General features: G+C 68.7%; 18 protein-coding genes. 4 read left to right on the top strand and 14 right to left on the bottom strand.

What is annotated here, in order from left to right:
* Positions 1-23: 23 nt before the first annotated feature.
* The 5 genes from DAT37_RS23070 to DAT37_RS23050 all read right to left on the bottom strand — a co-directional run bounded on the left by DAT37_RS23070 (position 24) and on the right by DAT37_RS23050 (position 3,600).
* Complete coding sequence (locus tag DAT37_RS23070) at positions 24-563, bottom strand: GNAT family N-acetyltransferase (protein WP_157978626.1); 540 nt, start codon at positions 561-563, stop codon at positions 24-26.
* Between the two features lie 28 nt (positions 564-591).
* Positions 592-1,098 (bottom strand): PH domain-containing protein, encoded by a 507-nt coding sequence (locus DAT37_RS23065; protein WP_109526901.1) that lies wholly within the window; start codon positions 1,096-1,098, stop codon positions 592-594.
* A gap of 4 nt (positions 1,099-1,102) precedes the next feature.
* Complete coding sequence (gene ribH, locus DAT37_RS23060) at positions 1,103-1,582, bottom strand: 6,7-dimethyl-8-ribityllumazine synthase (protein WP_109526900.1); 480 nt, start codon at positions 1,580-1,582, stop codon at positions 1,103-1,105.
* 46 nt (positions 1,583-1,628) lie between these two features.
* On the bottom strand, positions 1,629-2,873 hold the full coding sequence (locus tag DAT37_RS23055; RefSeq protein ID WP_109526899.1) for a bifunctional 3,4-dihydroxy-2-butanone-4-phosphate synthase/GTP cyclohydrolase II: 1,245 nt from the start codon (positions 2,871-2,873) through the stop codon (positions 1,629-1,631).
* A 103-nt stretch (positions 2,874-2,976) separates the two neighbouring features.
* Positions 2,977-3,600 (bottom strand): riboflavin synthase, encoded by a 624-nt coding sequence (locus tag DAT37_RS23050; protein ID WP_109526898.1) that lies wholly within the window; start codon positions 3,598-3,600, stop codon positions 2,977-2,979.
* 560 nt (positions 3,601-4,160) lie between these two features.
* Here DAT37_RS23050 and DAT37_RS23045 point away from each other — a divergent pair.
* Positions 4,161-4,634 carry a hypothetical protein gene (locus DAT37_RS23045; RefSeq protein ID WP_109526897.1) on the top strand — a complete coding sequence of 158 codons (474 nt, stop codon included), beginning with the start codon at positions 4,161-4,163 and terminating at the stop codon, positions 4,632-4,634.
* 63 nt (positions 4,635-4,697) lie between these two features.
* Here DAT37_RS23045 and rpe read toward each other — a convergent pair whose 3' ends face one another.
* A complete protein-coding gene (gene rpe / locus DAT37_RS23040) occupies positions 4,698-5,351 on the bottom strand; it encodes a ribulose-phosphate 3-epimerase (protein ID WP_109527347.1) in 654 nt (217 codons plus the stop codon).
* 159 nt (positions 5,352-5,510) lie between these two features.
* Between rpe and DAT37_RS23035 the strand changes: the two genes are divergently transcribed.
* The gene (locus DAT37_RS23035) at positions 5,511-5,933 is read left to right on the top strand and encodes an ATP-binding protein (RefSeq protein WP_109527346.1); all 423 of its coding nucleotides are present in this window, start codon (positions 5,511-5,513) and stop codon (positions 5,931-5,933) included.
* 230 nt (positions 5,934-6,163) lie between these two features.
* Entirely contained in the window at positions 6,164-6,892 is a 729-nt protein-coding gene (locus tag DAT37_RS23030; protein WP_198654414.1) for an RNA polymerase sigma factor SigF, read from the top strand.
* A gap of 19 nt (positions 6,893-6,911) precedes the next feature.
* On the opposite strand, the gene DAT37_RS23025 is transcribed toward DAT37_RS23030, so the two are convergent.
* The 5 genes from DAT37_RS23025 to DAT37_RS23005 form a co-directional block, all read right to left on the bottom strand.
* Entirely contained in the window at positions 6,912-7,259 is a 348-nt protein-coding gene (locus tag DAT37_RS23025) for an MmcQ/YjbR family DNA-binding protein (RefSeq protein ID WP_109526896.1), read from the bottom strand.
* A 60-nt stretch (positions 7,260-7,319) separates the two neighbouring features.
* Complete coding sequence (locus DAT37_RS23020; protein ID WP_109526895.1) at positions 7,320-8,663, bottom strand: RsmB/NOP family class I SAM-dependent RNA methyltransferase; 1,344 nt, start codon at positions 8,661-8,663, stop codon at positions 7,320-7,322.
* Positions 8,664-9,508: 845 nt separating this feature from the next.
* Positions 9,509-10,432 carry a methionyl-tRNA formyltransferase gene (gene fmt, locus DAT37_RS23015; protein ID WP_109526894.1) on the bottom strand — a complete coding sequence of 308 codons (924 nt, stop codon included), beginning with the start codon at positions 10,430-10,432 and terminating at the stop codon, positions 9,509-9,511.
* A complete protein-coding gene (def, locus tag DAT37_RS23010) occupies positions 10,432-10,995 on the bottom strand; it encodes a peptide deformylase (protein ID WP_109526893.1) in 564 nt (187 codons plus the stop codon). The genes fmt and def overlap by 1 nt, the downstream gene beginning before the upstream one ends.
* A gap of 382 nt (positions 10,996-11,377) precedes the next feature.
* Positions 11,378-11,701 (bottom strand): hypothetical protein, encoded by a 324-nt coding sequence (locus tag DAT37_RS23005; protein ID WP_109526892.1) that lies wholly within the window; start codon positions 11,699-11,701, stop codon positions 11,378-11,380.
* Positions 11,702-11,874: 173 nt separating this feature from the next.
* Here DAT37_RS23005 and DAT37_RS23000 point away from each other — a divergent pair, with 173 nt between their 5' ends.
* Entirely contained in the window at positions 11,875-14,178 is a 2,304-nt protein-coding gene (locus tag DAT37_RS23000; protein ID WP_109526891.1) for an MMPL family transporter, read from the top strand.
* Positions 14,179-14,200: 22 nt separating this feature from the next.
* On the opposite strand, the gene DAT37_RS22995 is transcribed toward DAT37_RS23000, so the two are convergent.
* The 3 genes from DAT37_RS22995 to DAT37_RS22985 are packed head-to-tail and all read right to left on the bottom strand — an operon-like array spanning position 14,201 to position 19,655.
* A complete protein-coding gene (locus DAT37_RS22995; protein ID WP_109526890.1) occupies positions 14,201-15,502 on the bottom strand; it encodes an FAD-dependent oxidoreductase in 1,302 nt (433 codons plus the stop codon).
* 13 nt (positions 15,503-15,515) lie between these two features.
* Entirely contained in the window at positions 15,516-16,487 is a 972-nt protein-coding gene (locus DAT37_RS22990) for a ScbA/BarX family gamma-butyrolactone biosynthesis protein (protein ID WP_109526889.1), read from the bottom strand.
* 21 nt (positions 16,488-16,508) lie between these two features.
* Entirely contained in the window at positions 16,509-19,655 is a 3,147-nt protein-coding gene (locus tag DAT37_RS22985; RefSeq protein ID WP_109526888.1) for a type I polyketide synthase, read from the bottom strand.
* Positions 19,656-19,670: the final 15 nt, after the last annotated feature.

Here is a 19,670-nt window from a genome sequence, read left to right as displayed (position 1 = left end):
TCGGCGCACCGACCCATCGCCACCTACCTCGCGCGCGACATCGGGTAGAGGGTGGTGGCGGGGCCGAGAACCAGATCGGCCCCGCGCCGGAAGCCGAACCGTTCGTAGAACGCCACATTCTCGAATCTCGTGGAGACGAGGTAGGCCTCCGGTACGTCCCCGGTCAATCGCCGCGCGAGCAGGGCCGACGCGTGGCCACGGCCCTGGAGATCCGGGCGTGTGCCGATCGCCGCCAGATACAGGTGCGGCGTGCGCGGTCGGGTGGCATCGATGCGACGAACAGCGGGCAAAGCACGGGGCAGGCCACGGCCGAGTGCCCGCAGCAGGGTGAACGGCTTGGCGATCGGCGACTCGACGTGTTCCGGCTCCCACAGCGCGACACACGCCGGGTCGCCCGACTCGTCGTGGACGGTCTCGACCAAGCCCTCGCGCAGACGCGAGGCGATGCGCGATTCCCAGAAGTACGGCAACGCCTTTCGACGGCGCAGCGGATCGGGCCAGAACAATGTCATGAGTGGGTCGTCGGCGAAAGCGTCGGCGAGGATCTGCGCGCCCGGCATCATGGCCGCGAGAATACGTGCCCGGAGCCGGTCAGCGGTCGGGATGTTCTTCGGTGACGCCGTATTCGCGACCGAGTTCGCGCAGCCGGTCCATCGCCCGCGCCGCGCGCTCGCCGTCATTGGACCGGATCGCCAGCATCGGAACGTAGTCGTCGTTCACGAGTTCGAGGCGAGCCCAGGACTTCCGGTCGGGGAAGCTGACGCCGCGAATATGCTCCCACCCGAATTCGGTGTCGCCCAGCACGTTGCGCACCGAAACGCCGCGCTCGCCCGCCCGCACCCGAGGCCGGGTCAGCATCAGCACCCCCGCGGCCAGGAGTACGCCGATCGACACCATCGCGATCTGGTCGATGACCCGGAAGGTCACACCGGTCGAGCCCGAACGCAGCCAGATCCCGCCGATACCGAACACGACGATCAGCAGCACGGCCACGATCCGGGCGGTCAGCACCGCCCGGCGCGGGCGCACCTCCAGATCCCACACCCGCTCGGTCTTATCCGCCGGGGAATCGCTCTTCGACAGGTCGATGGCAGGCATCCCTCTACGCCGACTGTCTCAGGGCGCGCAGCGTGAGCGCGGCATCGAGCGCCGCGGCGCAGGCCTGCTCGCCCTTGTCCTCGGCCGAACCCGGCAGTCCGGCGCGGTCGAGCGCCTGCTCCTCGGTATTCGTGGTCAGCACGCCGTTGGCGACCGGGGTCGACTCGTCCAGCGAAACCCTCGTCAGACCTGCCGTCACCGCGTCACAGACATATTCGAAATGCGGTGTGCCACCACGGATCACCACGCCGAGCGCGACGACGGCGTCATGGGTGCGCGCCAACTCCTGGGCGACGACGGGAAGTTCCATCGCACCGGCGCAGCGCACCACGGTCACCTGCTCGACGCCCGCTTCCTTGGCCACCCGTTCGGCATTCGCCACCAGGGTGTCGCAGATGGTCGTGTGCCAGCGCGAGGCCACGATGCCGAGTTTGAGATCCTTGGCATCCGACAGCTCGAAGCTGGGTACGCCGGTGCCGCTCATCGTTGTCCGCCTTTTCGGTGCGTGGTTGGCATTGCTGTCGGCTTCCCTACTGCGCGGTCTCGCCCAGGTCGAGTTCGTCGAGCCCGATCAGGTCGTGGCCCATCCGATCGCGCTTGGTCCGCAGGTAGCGCAGATTCTCGGCGTTGGCGCGCAGCGGCATCGGCACCCGCTCGGTGATCCGCAGACCGTAGCCGTCGAGGCCGACCCGTTTGGCCGGATTGTTGGTGAGCAGCCGCATCGACCGGATACCGAGGTCGACCAGGATCTGAGCGCCGGTGCCGTAGTCACGCGCGTCGGCGGGCAGGCCCAGTTCGAGATTCGCGTCGACGGTGTCGTGACCGGAATCCTGGAGCTGGTAGGCCTGCAATTTGTGCATGAGGCCGATGCCGCGCCCCTCGTGCCCGCGCATGTACAGCACCACGCCGCGCCCCTCGGCCGCCACCAACTCCAGCGCGCCGTCCAACTGCGGTCCGCAGTCGCAGCGCAGCGAGCCGAAGACATCGCCGGTCAGGCATTCCGAATGCACGCGGACCAGGACGTCCTCGCCGTCGGTGATATCGCCGCGCACCAGCGCGACGTGCTCGACCTCGTCGTAGATGCTCTGGTAACCGACGGCCATGAATTCACCGTGCGCGGTCGGGATGCGCGCCTCGGCGACCCGGATGACCTGCTTCTCGTGCTTACGCCGCCACGCGATCATGCTGGCGATGGAGATCAGCGCGAGATCGTGCTCGTCGGCGAAGATCCGCAGTTCTTCGGTGCGGGCCATGTGGCCCTCGTCCTTCTGGCTGACGATCTCGCAGATCACACCGGCCGGGCGCAGACCCGCCATCCGGGACAGGTCGACCGCGGCTTCGGTGTGACCGGGCCTGCGCAGCACGCCGCCGTCCTTGGCGCGCAGCGGCACCACGTGACCGGGGCGGGTCAGGTCGTCGGCCTTGGCGTTCGGGTCGGCGAGCAGACGCATGGTGGTGGCACGGTCGGCGCCGGAGATACCCGTGGTGATGCCCTCCCTGGCATCGACCGAGACGGTGTAGGCGGTGCCGTGCTTGTCCTGGTTCTGCGCGTACATCGGCGGCAGTCCGAGACGGTCGCAGTCGTCGCCCATCAGGGGCACGCAGATGTAACCGGAGGTGTAGCGAATCATGAAGGCCACGAGTTCGGGGGTGGCCTTCTCCGCCGCGAAGATGAGGTCGCCCTCGTTCTCGCGGTCCTCGTCGTCGACGACAACGACGGCTTTACCGGCGGCGATATCGGCGACTGCGCGCTCGATGGTGTCGAACCTGGTCACGTCTGTTGCGCTCCATCTCGAAATAGGTGCCTCACTACAGTAAGGCCTTGACCGTGCGCGCGGGTCGGCGCGTCCGCCGGGGGTGGCATCGCCCACAGCGGAATCAGCCACGCTGCTGTAAGCGCTCCACGTACTTGGCGATGACGTCCACTTCGAGGTTGACCGTGGTGCCGACGCTCGCGGCGCCGAGATTGGTCATCGCCAGGGTGGTCGGGATGAGCGAGACCTCGAACCAGTCCAGTGTGCCGTCGGCCGCCGGATCGTCCGCGATGCCGAGGCCGGAGACCGTCAGCGAGATGCCGTCGACGGTGATCGAACCCTTCTCGACGACATAGCGGGCGACGGCGTCGGGCAACGAGATCCGCACCACTTCCCAGTTCTCCGAGGCCGTGCGGGCGAGCACCGTGCCCGTGCCGTCGACGTGTCCCTGCACCAGGTGCCCGCCGAGACGGCTGTTCAGCGCCGCCGCGCGCTCCAGGTTGACTCCCGATCCGGTGTCGAGACCGCCGATGCTGGATCGATCCAGTGTCTCCTGCATCACGTCGACGGTGAACGAGTCGCCGTCGACGACATCGACGACGGTCAGGCAGACGCCGTTGACCGCGATCGAATCACCGTGCCCGGCATCGGAGGTCACCAGTTTGCCCTTGATCGTGAGGCGGGCGGCGTCGGCCAACCGTTCGACCGCGACGATCTCGCCCAATTCCTCGACGATGCCTGTGAACATCGGGACACTCCTGTCGCGTGGTGTACGTACGAACTGCGAAACAGCCGGAACCCGTGCCGCTATTCCCGGGGCGCGCGGCGATCGTGGTCCCTGACCAGCCTAACGACGCCGAGTCGTAGGCGGCGGGCGCGGGTCGCCTGCGACCGCCCGACCACCGGGGGGATAAAACCGACCGAATGCGTGCCGAATTCCCCGGTAACGACCGGACAACTCTCCCGGAACAGGGCGAAGTGTCGCCGTTCATCCGACGGCGATAATCATTGAGACACATTTTGGAAACCGAGCGGATGAATTTCACACACCCGCGCTAGCATCGATTACCGGGTGGTACCCATCCCGAACACGCTTACACTTTCAACTTGCGCGCCGACCGCGACGGACGCAATATTGTTATGTAGCCCATTCCTACCGTTCAACTTCTGATCCGAGCAGTTCAGCGTGGAGCTCTTCGCCCCGTGGTGCCGCCACTACCGGGGAGTACGACACCGACGAACACCAACACTCGAGGGAAGTATGAAACCCGTGGGTCCGAACGAGTTCTGCACAGCCGGGGGTGTCGCGTGACCATTTCTCTCGATCCGACGCTGGAAGTGCGTTGCGTGCAGTATCGACGCGAATTCCATATGCCCGCGTCGATCGATCCGACGTCGCGGCGAATCCTGCTTCATATAGGAACCCATTACGGCGCGATAACAATGCCGAGCGACCTCGGCGAACAGGTGCGCGCGCACTTGAGCCGGGCGGGCATTCTCGCGCCCGTCGTCGACCATCCCCGGGCCAAGCGCTGGACCTTCATCACCGGCCCGGCCGCGCCGGAGGGACTCGGGGCGGCGGTCTCCGCCGAACTGTTCCGGCTGTACGCGACCGTGGCCTGCACCGGGTGCCAGGTCGTGCTGCCCTCGCCGGAGGACGAGCGCACCGGCTACCGCACCTGGATCGAGCCGCCGCCCGACAGCGCGGCCGCCCTGCCACCGCTCGAGGCGGTGATCGAGGCGACTCGCGCCCTCGGCACGCGCAAAACCCCGGCGCGCTAACGGAATTCGAGCGGCGCTCGAACGCGGTGCGCGGCGAAGCTCAGGCGCGGTGCGCCACCGAACTCAGGCGCGGTGCGCCACGGCCTTGCGTCGCAGCGCCTCGACCGTGGCCGCGGGATCGGCCGTGTTGTAGACCGCGGATCCGGCGACGAAACAGTCGATTCCCGCCTCCGCGGCCTGCTCGATGGTGTCGGCGTTGATACCGCCGTCGATCTCCACGATCAACCGCAGCTCACCCGCGTCGACCAGGTTGCGCACGATCCGCGCCTTGTCCAGCACGTGCGTGATGAACGACTGCCCGCCGAATCCCGGCTCCACACTCATCACCAGCAAGGTGTCGAACTCCCGCAGGATCTCCAGGTACGGCTCGATGGGTGTGTTCGGTTTCACCGAGAGCCCCGCCTTCGCGCCCGCCGCCCGGATATCGCGGGCCACCGCGATCGGATCGTCGGTGGCCTCGGCGTGGAACGTGACGTTGTGCGCGCCCGCCTCGGCGTACGGCGGCGCCCACCGGCCCGGATCCTCGATCATCAGGTGGCAGTCCAGCGGGATGTCGGTGGCCTTCAGCAGGCTGTGCACCACGGGCAGACCGAGGGTCAGGTTGGGCACGAAATGCGCGTCCATGACGTCGACGTGCAGCCAGTCCGCGCCCGACACGGCGCGGGCCTCGTCCGCGAGATGCGCGAAGTCGGCGGAGAGTATGGACGGGGCGATCATCGGCTCGGCCGGGCGAGAGAAGGTCACATCGCGGGAGTGTACCGAGGCCGGTAGAACCCCGGATCCGCAGGCGCGGACCCGGACGCGCACCCGGACATCGGTGGGCGCGCGCAGCACAAACGGTGATTGCCCGCGCCGCGAGTGGGTAGCCTTCTCAGGGTGATCAACATTTCGGCGGAACAGGGGATCTACAGCACCCCGGTGGAGATTCGGGTGGCCGCATCGGTCACACAGCTGCCCATCGTGCGCGGGCTCGCCGAAACCCTCGTCCTACTCAGCGATTTCACGCTGGACGAGGTAGCCGACATCAGACTCGCGGTAGACGAGGTGTGTTCGACCTTGATCGCGGTCGCGTTGCCGGAGACGAGCCTGCTGTGCCGGTTCACCATCGGTGAGACCGAGCTGCTCGTGCACGTCAGCGGAATTGCGGCAAACGAGGGGCTACCCGACCAGCGCAGCTTCGGGTGGCACGTCCTGCGCACCCTGACCGATTCGGTCGAAGCTACCCAGAACCCCTACGACTCGACGGCTTCCGGATATCCGACGACGGTCGAGTTCCGTCGGGTCCGGGGGAAGGCGTAGTGGCGGAGCAGGACACCGAGCAGGAGCACGACATCGAGCTCGAGCACGACGCCGATTCGGTGACCACCGACAAGCGCGTCGAGAACAACGATGGCGAGGATGCCGAGAACTCGGGGCACTCCGAAGGCGCCGAGGATGCCGACAGCGCGGAGGATCCCGACGAGGCCGAAGATGCCGAGACCGTCCAGGAGGTCGGGTCGGTCTCGGGGGGATACGACGACCTCGCCTCCATCTTCGAACGCCTCGCCGCGGCCGTACCCGGCACCGCGAAGCACGCCGCGATCCGCGGAGAGCTGATCAGCCGCTGCATCCCGCTCGCGGATCACATCGCGCGCAAGTTCAGCGGGCGCGGCGAACCGTTCGACGATCTCACCCAGGTGGCGCGCGTCGGTCTGGTGCACGCGGTCGACCGCTTCGATGTCAGCCGCGGCTCCAATTTCCTGTCGTTCGCGGTGCCGACCATCATGGGCGAGGTCAGGCGGTATTTCCGCGACAACACCTGGGCCATGCGGGTTCCGCGGCGGGTCAAGGAGACGCACCTGCGGATCGGCGCGGCGATCGACTCGCTGTCGCAGACGCTCGGGCGCTCGCCGACGGCCAAGGAGATCGCGGCCGAACTCGACGTCGACCCGGACGAGGTGACCCAGGCCGTCATCGCGGGTAACGCCTATCAGCCCAGTTCGATCGACGCGGCCTCACTCGGGCGCGATACCGATGCCTCCCTGCTCGACACCCTGGGCGAAGAGGAATCGCAGTTCGACCGCGTCGAGGAATACGTGGCGATCCGGCCGCTGCTGGCCGGACTGCCCGAACGCGAGCGTCGCATCCTGACCATGCGGTTCTTCGAATCCATGACCCAGACCCAGATCGCCCAGCAGATGGGCATCTCGCAGATGCACGTCTCGCGAATCCTCGCGAAAACCCTCGCCCGCCTGCGGGAACTGTCCCAGCGCGAGTGAACGCGCAACGCCCGAGGTGCTATCGGGTGCTGTCGCGTCGCCTACGCGATTTCGCCGGGGCGGCCAGCCACCAGGCGGCGTCGAGCATCTCCCGGAGTTGCTCGGGCGCGATCCGGTCGAGATCGATCAGGATGTAGGGATGCCCGTCGTAGTGCGGGGTCGTGTAGAACGCCGGGTCGCCCGAGGCGAGCAGCGCCGCCTTCTCCTCGAGCTCACACCGCAGCGCCAGTCCGCCCTCCGCCTCCGCGCGTAATCGGGCGAATCCCTTCGCACCCACCTTCAGCGCCGGAATACGCCACCACGTCGACTCGGTGACCTCCGGAAGGTCGGTCGCCATCGAGACGACCTGCTGCCAACTCAGAGCCATGAACCCAGCCTCCCGTGTCGACGGCAGCCCGGCTTGGACGAATGGAACGCGGCGGTTCGGTCAGTTCGCCGGCCCGGAGGGTTTGCGCAGGGCCGCGACGAACATCGCGTCGGTGCCGTGCCGGTGCGGCCAGAGCTGGACGCCCGGACCTTCCCCGATATCGGTGACGCCGGGGAGGAGTTCCCTCGTGTCGAGTTGCACCGCGTCGGTGCGGCGGGCGAAATCGGCGACGATCGAGACCGTCTCGGGCAGATGCGGTGAACAGGTGGAATAGACGACCACCCCGCCGGGGCGCAGCAGTTCCCACGCCGCGGCCAGGAGTTCACGCTGGAGGACGACCAGATCGCGGACATCGGCCGGGGTCCGACGCCAGCGCGCTTCGGGGCGACGACGCAGCGCGCCCAGGCCGGTGCACGGTGCGTCGACCAGAATGCGGTCGTAGCCGGGGGTCAGTCCGCTGTCGCGGCCGTCGACCACGTGGACGTCGACCGGCAGATCCTTGGTCGTCTTGCGGACCAGTTCGGCCCGATGTTCGGCCGGTTCCACGGCGTCGACGCGGAACCCGTCGATATCGGCCAGCGCGCCCAGCAGCGCGGCCTTGCCGCCGGGTCCCGCACACAGGTCGAGCCAGCGACCGCTGTCCCGGCCTTCGAGCGGGGCGCGGGTCAGCGCGAGCGCGACCAGCTGGCTACCTTCGTCCTGCACCGCCGCGAGACCCTCGCGCACCGGATCCAATTTGCCCGGGTCGCCGCCGTCGAGATACACCGCGTACGGCGACCACCGGCCCTCCTCCCCACCGGTGACCAGGGCCAGTTCCTCGGCGCTGATCTCACCGGGGCGGGCGACCAGGTGTACCGAGGGACGTGCGTCGTCGGCCGCGAGCAGATCGCGCAATTCCCCGGCGCGCGCGCCGAGCGCGTCGGCGAAAGCCTGCGCGATCCACAGCGGATGCGCGAATTCGAAGGCCATGTGCCCGACCGGATCGGCCGGCGCGAGCGCCCGCACCCACTCCTCGGCGGTCTTCTCCCCCGCCCTGCGCAGCACGGCGTTCACGAATCCCGCCTTGCCCGTGCCGAATTCGGCGCGAGCCAGATCCACCGACGTGTCCACCGCCGCGTGCGCGCCGATCCGGGTGCGCAGCAGCTGGTAGACGCCGAGTCGCAGCACATCCAGCAGCGGTCCGTCGATCTCCTCGACCGGGCGGCCCGCGCCCGCGGCGATCACCGCGTCGAGCAGACCGCGTGAACGGCTCGCCCCGTACGCGAGTTCGGTCGCCAACGCCGCGTCGCGTCCGGAGATCTTGCGTTCCCGCAGCAGCGCGGGGAGTACGAGGTTCGCGTAGGCGTCGCGTTCCCGCACCGCGCGCAGTACATCGCGGGCGACGAGTCGAACGGGGTCACCCACCGGGCCGCGCTGCTTCTGAACATGCTGCCGCCCCGCGTCTTTCGACGCTCCCGCGCGGACCTGCGGCTTCTTGCCGCCGCCTTCCGAAGCCGGTTTGCCGCCGCGTCCACCTTTCGACGCACCGGGTCGCCCTACGTTCGCGGAGCCCCGCGAATCCCGCTTGCCGCCCGCCGCGGCGGCATCGCCGCCCCGGGCAGGGTTCGCACCACCCGATGCCCGTTCCCGTCCGCCGCGCGCGCCGTCGTCGTCGCTACGCCCGCCACCGGAGGAACGACCACCGGCCTCCTGCTGCCGGACAGCATTCGGACGCCCGGGTGCGGGGCGTCGGCCCTCATCACGCGACGCACCGCCCCGAGACGCCTCGGGATCACGCCGCCGGTCGCGGAACCCACCCGAACGGCCGGATTCCTCGCGCGGACCGCTTCGACGAGCGTCCGAGGAGTTCACCCTGCCCTCGCGATCCGACGCTCCCCCGCTCTCGCCCCGCGACTGTTCGTCCCCCGAATCACGCTGTGCGTTCATATTCCACCGCTCCGGTCGGGTTCGTGGCGCGTCGCCGCGCGGGTAGTCGTCTCGTCGTGGTGCGGCTGCGCCGAGGCGCGAACGCGGGGCGGAATTCTTCCCCCGACGTTCCGAATCATGCTGTGCGATCTCGCTTTTCGTGGATTGCGTGCGAGCGAGCCAACCGCCGTCGACGGCGCCTTTTCCCGGCGTGCGGGCGGCGGTCCGTTCTTGCCCGGCGCGGGGACCTCGCCCGGGTTCCCCGTCCGGTCGGCGTGGCGCTTCGGGAGCGCGGCGGGGGCGCCGGTCGGGTCGATCGGAGCCGTGAGGTCGCTCCTCGGCCTTCACTCGACCACCGCGCCGGGCGCAAGCCGGGCACCGCGTGCCCAGTCCAGCGCGGCCATCATGCGCTTGCCCTGCGGTTGCACCTGGTCGAGCCGGACCGCCGTGGTGGCCGTGCCGACGAAGACCCCCGATTTGCGCACGTCGATGGCGCGTTCCGGCAGGGCCTCCTCGACCATTTCCACCGGACCGACCTTCAGGCGCAGACCGTCGATCTCGGTCCACGCGCCCGGCGCGGGCGTCACGGCCCGGATGCGCCTGCTGATGGCGAGCGCGGGCTGATCCCAGCGGATGTGACCGTCCTCGGCGACGACCTTCGGCGCGTAGGAAACACCGTCGGCGGATTGCGGAATCGCTTGCAGCGTATTGTCTTCCACGCCGTCGATGGTGGTCTCCAGCAGGCGCGCGCCGGTTTCGGCGAGCCGGGCGAGCAGGGTGCCCGCGGTGTCGGTGACCGCGATCTTCTCCGTCACGACACCGAAGACCGGGCCGGTGTCGAGTCCCGCCTCGATCTGGAAGGTGGAGGCGCCGGTGATCTCGTCACCCGCGTCGATGGCGGCCTGTACCGGGGCCGCGCCGCGCCAGGCGGGCAGCAGCGAGAAGTGCAGATTGATCCAGCCGAAGCGCGGGATGTCGAGCACCTGTTGCGGCAGCAACGCACCGTAGGCGACCACCGGACAGCAGTCCGGCGCCAGCGCGAGGAGTTGTTCGACGAACTCGGGCTCGGAGGGACGACGCGGGGTCAGCACCGGGATCCCGTGTTCGTCGGCGAGTTGTCCGACGGGCGACCTGGTGACCTTCCTGCCGCGGCCCGCGACCGCGTCGGGCCTGGTCACCACGGCGATCACCTCGTGGCGTTTCGATTCGACGAAGCGCCGCAGCGACGGCACCGCGGGCTCGGGCGTCCCCGCGAAGACGATGCGCATCAGCGACCCCGCCCGAACGGTCCGGCGTTGCCCGCGCCGAGCGCGCGTGAACTGCGCACGGTGACGCCCGCGTTGAACCAGTCGGATTCCCGAATGGTGCGCATCGCCTCCTTGCGGTCGGCGGGATCGAGGCGGTCGATGAACAGCACGCCGTCGAGATGGTCGGTCTCGTGCTGGACGCAGCGGGCGAGCAGTCCCTCGGCGGTGAACTCGACCGGCGCCCCCGTCAGATCGAATCCGCGAGCGTGGACCCGCAGCGCGCGCCGGGTGTCGTAGCGCAGGCCGGGAATGGACAGACACCCCTCCGCGCCGACCTGTTCCTCGTCGCCGACCACCGTGTAGCCGGGGTTGACCAGGTGCCCCGACGCGTCCTTGGTGTCGTAGACGAACACCCGCAGTCCCACCCCGATCTGCGGCGCCGCCATCCCGACACCGCCGTCGTCGTGCATGGTGTCGGTCAGGTCGGTGACCAGCTGACGCAGCTCACGATCGAATTCGGTGACCTCCGCCGCACGGGCGCGCAGGATCGGATCGCCGAACAGGCGAACGGGCTGAATGGTCACAAGTAGCTCCCGGAAGCGTTTCGTCAGGGTCGTCGTCAGGTGATGGCGGCACAGCGGTCGCTCTATTCTAGAGAGCCGCGCGAACGGCCCTTCGCCCCCGACCGCGCCACTTCCGGATGACCCGGAGATTCGGTGTGGTCGAAACGATCCGAAACGCGGTCGCCGCGCCCGGGAGTGGCGCTCGGCGTGCCGTGGGAAAGTTCGGCCGAGGTCCCCACGAAGAGATCGAAAAGCTGGTAGAAAACTCGTGTGGCCGGGCGGGGTGTTGTCACCTCCGTCCGGCTACCCCGAAAAGACCTGGTCGGCGGCGCGGGGCGGGGTGCGGCTACTGTCCGGGGACGCGCTGTCCGGGAGCCCGCGTCGGGTGATCCGCTCGAGGCGATCAGGCGCGATCGGTCTCGTCCAGTTCCAGACCGCTGAAGTAGTGGCGCAGGTAGAAGCCCATCAGCACACCTCCGGTCACCACCGTGACCTTCTCGGCGGTCGTGCGGGGAAGGCGCCGCAGCAGTGCTCCGGAGATCGCCAGATTCATGGCGCCCCACACCATGTTCTGTCCCGGTGTCGACAGTCCGACTCCCGGCGGGCTGGAGAAGGGAGTGGGGAATCGTTGTCCGGTGAGACCTTTGGCCGAGTGCAGCGCGGCGTTGACGAGCAGCGCACCGCCTGCGAACTGGGTGAACCGCCAGGTTCTCGAGCGGGATTTCATAGCGTGTATCTCCTGGATCTCGCGGGAATTTCGAGGGTATCGGACATACCGGACGGCGCTGTACGTCGGGGACGGCCCCATCCCCGCGCGAGCCCGAACATCATGGGGGACTTGAATCCTGAGAATTCGCTGATCGCGGGAACTCCCCGGAACCCATCGCTCGTTGAGCCGGGATGTTCGCGTGGTGGGGTGGTCTGGTCTCGCGCATCCGTTTCGTGGTCGTCGGACTGGTGGCCGCGGCGATGCTCGGCCTGGCCGGATACGGGATCGGACTCGACGACCACCTGACATCGGGCGGAATGTTCGACCCCTCCTCGGAGTCGTCGGAAGCCGGGCGGCTGGCCGATACCGCGTTCGGACGCAATCACGACGCCGACGTACTCGTTCTCTACACCGCACCCGACGGCCGGACCGTCGACGATCCGGAGTTCTCGCGCACGGTCGTCGAGAGTCTCGACGACCTGCCGCGGCGCTATCCCGAGCAGATCGCCGGGATCAACGCCGCCTACTGGCGCACCGAGACGGGCCGGATCAGCGGAGCCTCGGCCGCCACCGCGGACCGCAGGCACGCCTTCGCCGCGATCGCGCTCCGCGGTGACGACGACACCGCGATGGTGCGCAACTACCGCGCGGTCCAGGATGCCTTCGACATCCCCGGTGTGGATGTGCGGGTCGGCGGCTTACAACCGGTGGCGGGCGCGCTCAACGACACCATCGCCGCCGATCTGCGTCGCATGGAGGTCCTGGCGTTCCCCGCGGTCGGCGTCCTGCTGTTCTTCATCTTCGGCGGCATCGTGGCCGCGGCCTTGCCGTTGATCGTCGGCGGGCTCACGGTTTTCGGCGCGTTCGGCATCGTGCGATTCCTCACCGAGTTCACCGAGGTCAACTCCTTCGTGTCCCCGGTGGTGTCGATGATCGGGCTGGGCCTGGCGATCGATTACGGACTGTTCATCGTCAGCCGCTTCCGCGAGGAATCGGCCGAGGGCTACGACACCCCCACCGCGGTCCGGCGCACGGTGATGACGGCGGGCCGGACGGTGGTGTTCTCCGCGACGATGATCATCGCCAGCCTCGGCGGCATGCTGCTCTTCCCGCAGGGATTCCTGAAATCCATCGCCTACGGTGCGATCGCGACGGTGTCGCTGGCGGCGCTGACCGCGATCACGATTCTGCCCGCGATACTCGCGGTGCTCGGCCCGCGCGTGGACATGTGGGGTATCGCACGCTTCCGCGGGACCGAGGCGGCGAAGGAGATCGAGAACGGCTTCTGGGGGCGCAGCACCCGCTGGGTGATGCGCCATCCGGTCAAGATCGCCGTCCCGCTGGTACTGGTGCTCGTGCTGCTGATCCTGCCCATCGGCAATCTGGTCTTCGGCGGATTCAGCGAGAAATACCTGCCGCCGGACAATTCGACACGGCTGGCCCAACAGGAGTTCGACAGCCTCTTCCCGCTGCGGAAATCCGACCCGATCGAGTTGGTCTTCGTCTCCGACGACACCTCGGCCATCGGGACACTGTGGAAACAGGCGAGCGCCGCGCCCGGTCTCGCCGAACCGTTCAGCGTGCCGTCCCGCTCCACCACGGAGCCCGAGATCTTCCGTGCGACAGCCGTGCTCACCGATTCCTACGAAGCCGGGCCGACCATCGAATATCTGCGTGGCCTCGACCGTCCGGATTCCACCCGCATGCTCGTCGGCGGTGTTCCCGCCATGCAGAAGGACAGCATCGACGCGCTGCTCACCCGGATGCCGTGGATGATCGCCGCGGTCGTGCTGGTCACGACACTGCTGATGTTCCTGACGTTCGGGTCGCTGGTCCTGCCGATCAAGGCCGCCCTGATGAGCGCGCTCGGCCTGGGTTCCACGCTGGGCATCCTGACCTGGATCTTCATCGACGGCCACGGCGCCGGACTGCTGAATTTCACGCCGCAGCCGATCCAGTCGACCATGCTCGTGGTGATCATGGCCGTCATCTACGGGCTGTCGACCGACTACGAGGTATTCCTGTTGTCCCGCATGGTCGAAGCGCGCGCGAAGGGCGCGTCGACCACCGAGGCGGTGCGTATCGGCACCGCGCACACCGGGCGCATCATCACCGCGGCGGCGCTGATCCTGCTCGTGGTCGTCGGCGCGTTCGCCTTCTCCGATCTGGTGATGATGCAGTACATCGCCTACGGCATGATCGCGGCACTGTTCATCGACGCGACCGTGCTGCGCATGCTCCTGGTCCCGGCCACCATGAAAATGCTCGGCGACGACTGCTGGTGGGCCCCGGAGTGGATGAAACGCGTGCAACGCCGAATCGGGCTCGGGGAACCGGTCCTCGACGACGAACACCCTCGTAACGCGCACACGGTCGATCTGGTCGAGACCACACCCGTCACCGACCCGATCACCCTGCGGTTACCGGTGGTACGCGATCCGAGCGCGGCGCAGCGGCCATCGAGGACCGATATCGCGGCGGCGACCCACCGCTGACGCCGTCGAGCCCGGCGCGGGCTCAGCCCCGCAAGCGACGCGCGGCCGCCGCGCCGGAGCGGAAACAGGCTTCCAGCTGCGCGCCGAGCAGGTAGTCACCCGCCAGTTCCAGGCCGGGGACGGCGGCGACCTGGGTCGCGACCTGGGCGAGGAATTCACCGTGGTCGGGGACGTAGGCGCAGTGCGCGGCCTCCCAGCTGCGTGTTCGCATCCGAACACGCTGCGGCGGCGTGGTTTTCAGGTGATCGGTGACCTGTTTCTCGGCGGCGTCGACCCAGGCGCCGAGGACTCCCGAACTCGGGACCGGGCGCGCCTGCGCACCGCTGAACGTGTAGCGGACGATGTGGCGGTCATCGATTCCGTAGACCCCGGCCGCGCTGCACGGGCCGGTGTCGAAGGCGATCGAGCGCACGGCGCTGGTGAACATCTCGCCGTCGTATTCGACGACGGCCACGGTGGAGGGATGGTAGGCGACCTCGCCGAGGAGTTTGCCCAACGCGGGCAGACCGTCGGCGACGATCGCGGCCGTCGCGAACGCGGGGGTCGCCAGCACCACGCCGTCGTAGTCCTGGCGGGTGGCAGCGCCCGCACCGCTCGACAGGGTCAGTCCGCGCACGTGACCGTCGTCGAGCACGATGCCATCGACCCTGGTGTCGAGTCGCACAGTGATCCGGCTCGCGAAATCGTCGACGATCGGCTGGAAACCGCGCACCAATTGGTCGTAGCGGTCCATCACCATGCCGAGGTGCACACCGAAGGTGCCCGGATGGACTTCGTCCGGTTCGGCGGCGTTGAGCCGTAAACTCATGGGCCGCAGGGCATGACGGCCGAGTCCCGGGGTGAAGTAGGTGTCGAGCGTGGCGTTGTCGAGCGCCGCGCCGACGCGGGTGAAATACGGCGAGCCGAGGTAGCGGTTGCGGGCGGACAGCCGGACCCGCGCGCCGTAGCGCAGCATCGTCACCACATCGGCGGGGGTGCCGATGCGCAGCAGGTGACGGACGAGTCCGATCACGCCGGGATTGTCGAGTGTGGTCAGTTCGCCGTCGATGACCTGCGAACTGTTGATGCCGAACGGTTCGTATTCGGCGCCGCCCATGGCCGCGACGAAGGCCCTGACCTGGGTGTAGCGGCGGCCGATATTCTTGCCACCCACCATGATCGGGCGCTCGCCCAGCATGTCGAAGCCCATGCGGCCGCCGAGTGCGCCGTCGGCTTCGATGAGATCGACCCGGTGGCCCGCCTCGTAGAGCCGATGGGCCGCGGCGAGTCCGGACATACCACCGCCGACCACGGCGAATCTGCGAGATATCTGCGTACGCCTCATGGGATTCCTGTTCCTATCGGTGGGTGATCGACGGGTACGACGACAACTCGACGGTGCCGTGGGCGATCTGCTTGCCGTACTGGCGCAGTCCGATCGACACCAGCGGGAAACCGGGCGCCGATCCGGGCGCGATGTCGGTGACGCAGTCGATATCGGCGTCGAGTTCGATGAATTCGGTGAATTCGGCTCGTAATTCGGTGACGGCGGCGATCGGCGCGTCGAGTTGGTTCGTCTCGGTCGCGGCCAGTAGCGCCGCCTGCCGGAAGGCCTCGATCAGCAGCGGGCCCGGCACATGGTCGTAGGGGTGGTCGAAGAAACTGGGGTGACGCTGGTCGACGACGAGCAGCAGGCGCTCCCCCGCGCGGCCGAGGACGATATTGCGCGGATCCCTGCGGCCCAGCAACTTCGGGTCGAGTGGGTCGACCCGGGTGACCGTGCCCGGGTCGCGGCTGTCCTGTTGCAATGCGCGTAGCTCGTCGTAGGCGTCGCGGGGGAAGGCGATGCCGCCGCCGTGCACGGTCATCGCCGTCGCACCGTCGACGGTGGCGGTGGCATCGAACGAGATATCGCGGAAGTATCCGGAATCGGCGGGGTTGCGGTCGGAGCGGATGCGCACCACGGCCTCGAGCGGGGCCCGTTCGTCGTCGTGGAAGAGGCTGAGATCCTCCACGCACAGACCCATGCGTTGCAGGCTCGCCGGTGCGTCGACCGGAACACCCAGGTACCGCTGTCCGATGACCAGCAGCGACTGCCTGACGGCCTCGAGCACGGCCAGCGGATCGTGGTAGGTGACCAGGCGGTCGAACCACAGCGAGTGCGCGCGCGGAAGTTGCACGGCCGCGAGGAATTCGTCGCCGACGGCGGCGGTGTCGGTGACGAAGACCTCGGCGACGGCATTGCGATGCGCGAGCGAACGCGGCACCGCCTGATCGAAGCCGAGAGCCCGGCGCACGCCGGTGCGCCCGTTGGTCAGCTGGTTGTCCATGGATTCACCTCGGGCTTCGTGTCACGGTGCGCCCACGACGACCGGTTCGGCGGGCCAGAGCCGGTCGGCCAGCAGGTCGGCGAGCGCTCGGGGGGTCGGATGCAGGAAGAGGTCCTCGAGGGTGATCGACGTCCCGGCGGCGGCGTTGATCCTGGCCCGCAGTTCCAGGGCCGACAGCGAGGTGAGGCCGATCTCCAGAATGGTCGCGTCGAGGGCGATATCGTCTTCGGCCAGATCGACCAGGATCTCGCGGATCTGCGAGATCACCAGTCGCACGGTGTATTCCCCGCGTTCCGCCTCGGCCACCTCGATCGCGGGTTCGGCGGCACCGACCCGCTCGGCGGTGTCGATCCGACCGAGGACCTCGGCGCCCACGGCGAGCCGCGCGCCTTCCGCGCCGATCAGTTCGGTGAGCACGGCACGATCGGTCTGCGCCCAGTACACCTCGCGTTGGAAGGCGTAGGTGGGCAGGTCGACGGTGCGCGCACCGCTGCCCGCGTAGGTGCCGACCCAGTCCAGCGCGACCCCGCGCACCCACGCCGCGGCGGCGGCCCTGGTGACCGAGGTCGCCTCGTCGAGGCCGGGTCGCAGCGCGGGGACGGCGACGGTCTCGGGATCGGTCACCGTCTCGTAGACCATGGCCGAGAGAACCTCGGCCGGACCCACTTCCAGGAATACCGAGACGCCCGTGTCCGCGACGTGACGCAGGCAGTCGTGGAAGCGCACGGGTTCGCGCAGCTGGCGTACCCAGTAATCGCGCGTGGACATGTCGGCGGGTCCGGCCAGCGCCCCGGTGACCGTGGACACGATCGGCAGGACCGGCGCGGCGAACCGGATATCCGCGACGGCGCGGGCGAATTCGTCGAGTATCGCCTCCACCTGCGGCGAATGGAACGCGCGATCGGTGTCCAGGCGTTTCACCCGGCGTCCCCGGCTTCGCCAATACCGTTCGGCGGCCTCGATCGCCTCGGGCGTGCCGGAGACCACCGTGGCATTGGGGCCGTTGCTCGCCGCGATCGCGACGTCGAGCCCGGATTCGGCCAGACCCGAGACGACATCGTCGTAGGAGGCCCGCACCGCCGTCATCGCCCCGCGCGGCAGACCGAGCATGAGACGCCCCCGGGCCGCGACCATCGTGACGGCGTCCGGCAGGGACAGCACCCCCGCCAGATGCGCGGCCGCCAACTCCCCGATCGAATGTCCCACCAGGTAATCCGGTGTCATCCCCCAGGATTCGAGCAACCGGAACAGCGCGACCTCGATCGCGAACAGCGCGGGCTGGGCGTGATCGGTGCGGCCGAGCAGATCCGCGGCCGCCGCGTCGAAGATCACCTCGCGCAGGGGGCGCTCGAGACGCGGAGCGAACAACTCGCACACCTCGTCGAAGGCGGCGCGGAAGACCGGATAGGTCCGGTAGAGCCGCTGTCCCATCCCGGTGTGCTGGCTGCCCTGGCCGGACAACAGCATGGCGATCTTCCCCGAGCCGCGACGGCGGTCACGAATCAGCGCCGCGGAGCGGGTGCCCGCCGCGAGCGCGTCCACGCCGCGTCGCAGTTCGTCGGCGTCGCCCGCGACGATCACCGCGCGATGATCGAATCGTGCGCGGGTGCGCACCAGGGAGTACCCGATGTCGACGGGATCGGCGGGCGATACGCGCGCCAGCCGTGCGGCCTGTTCCCGCAGCGCGGCTTCGGATTTCGCCGAGAGCACCCACGCCGTCGGGGCTCCACCTCGGATCGCGGACAGCGGATCGGTGATGCCGGCGGCAGCGGCAGCGGTCGTTTCAGTAGCCTGCTCGACGACTACGTGGGCATTGGTGCCGCTGATCCCGAAGGACGACACCGCCGCGCGGCGCGGCCGGTCCACCTCGGGCCACGGCGTCGGCTCGGTGACCAGCCGGACTCCGGTGTCGTCCCAATCCGCGTGCGGTGTCGGGGTATCCACGTGCAGGGTCGCCGGGACGACGCCGTGCCGCAGGGCTTCGATGACCTTGATGAGCCCGGCCACCCCCGCCGCGGACTGGGTGTGTCCCATAGTGGATTTGATCGAACCGAGCAGCAGCGGGGCACTGTCGCCGCGATCGCGACCGTAGGTGGCGAGCAGGGCTTGGGCCTCGACCGGATCGCCGAGTACCGTTCCGGTGCCGTGTCCTTCCACGACATCCACCTCGGCGGTGGTGAGCCCCGAGGCCGCGAGCGCGGACCGGATGACCCGGCGCTGCGCGATCCCGCTCGGCGCGGTCAGTCCGTTGGACGCGCCGTCGGCGTTGATCGCCGAACCCCTGATGACCGCGAGGATCGGATGTCCGTTGGCGCGCGCGTCCGAAAGTCGTTCCAGTAGTATCAGTCCCGCGCCCTCACCCCAGGCCGTGCCGTCCGCGCCGGCGGCATAGGACTTGCAGCGTCCGTCCGGCGCCAATGCCCGCTGCCGCGAGAACAGCGCGAACGGCGCGGGCGTGGCGATCACGGCCGCGCCACCGGCCAGCGCGGTCGCGCATTCGCCCAGGCGCAGCGATTGCACCGCCTGGTGCACGGCGACCAGCGACGACGAACACGCGGTGTCCACCGTGAGCGCGGGACCTTCGAGACCGAGCAGATACGCGATCCGCCCCGCCGCCATCGCGGCGGAGTTCCCGGTGAAGAAATAGGTCTCCGCGCCGTCCCACTGCTGGGCCGAACCGAATCCGTACCCCTGTTCGCTGAGCCCGACGAATACGCCGGTCGGTCCGTCGCGCAGGGTCGACGGATCGATCCTGGCGCGTTCGATCGCCTCCCAGGCCACTTCGAGCAGCAGTCGGTGCTGCGGATCCATGGCACGCGCCTCGAGCGGACCGATCCCGAAGAACCCCGCGTCGAACGCGCCCGCCCGGTCCAGGAAACCCCCGGACCTGGTGTAGGACTTCGCGAATTTGTCCGGGTCGGGATCGTAGAGCCCGTCGATATCCCAGCCGCGATCGTCCGGCATATCGCCGATCAGGTCGCGGCCATCGAGCAGCGCCTCCCACAGGAGCTCCGGTGAGTCGATGCCGCCGGGGAACCGGCAGGCCGACCCCACGACCGCGATCGGCTCGCGGGCCCGGTACTCGATCTCGTCGAGACGCTGTCGTGTCTCCTTGATGGTGTGTGCCGCGCGTTTGAGATAGTCGCGCAGTTCGGCTTCGTTCGCCACGGTCGCCCTTCGCCC

Origin of the sequence: Nocardia aurea (assembly GCF_003123685.1) — a bacterium.
Classification (GTDB): Bacteria; Actinomycetota; Actinomycetes; order Mycobacteriales; family Mycobacteriaceae; genus Nocardia; species Nocardia aurea.
Note: the sequence above shows the minus strand (reverse complement) of the source record. Positions and strands in the feature narration are given on the sequence as shown.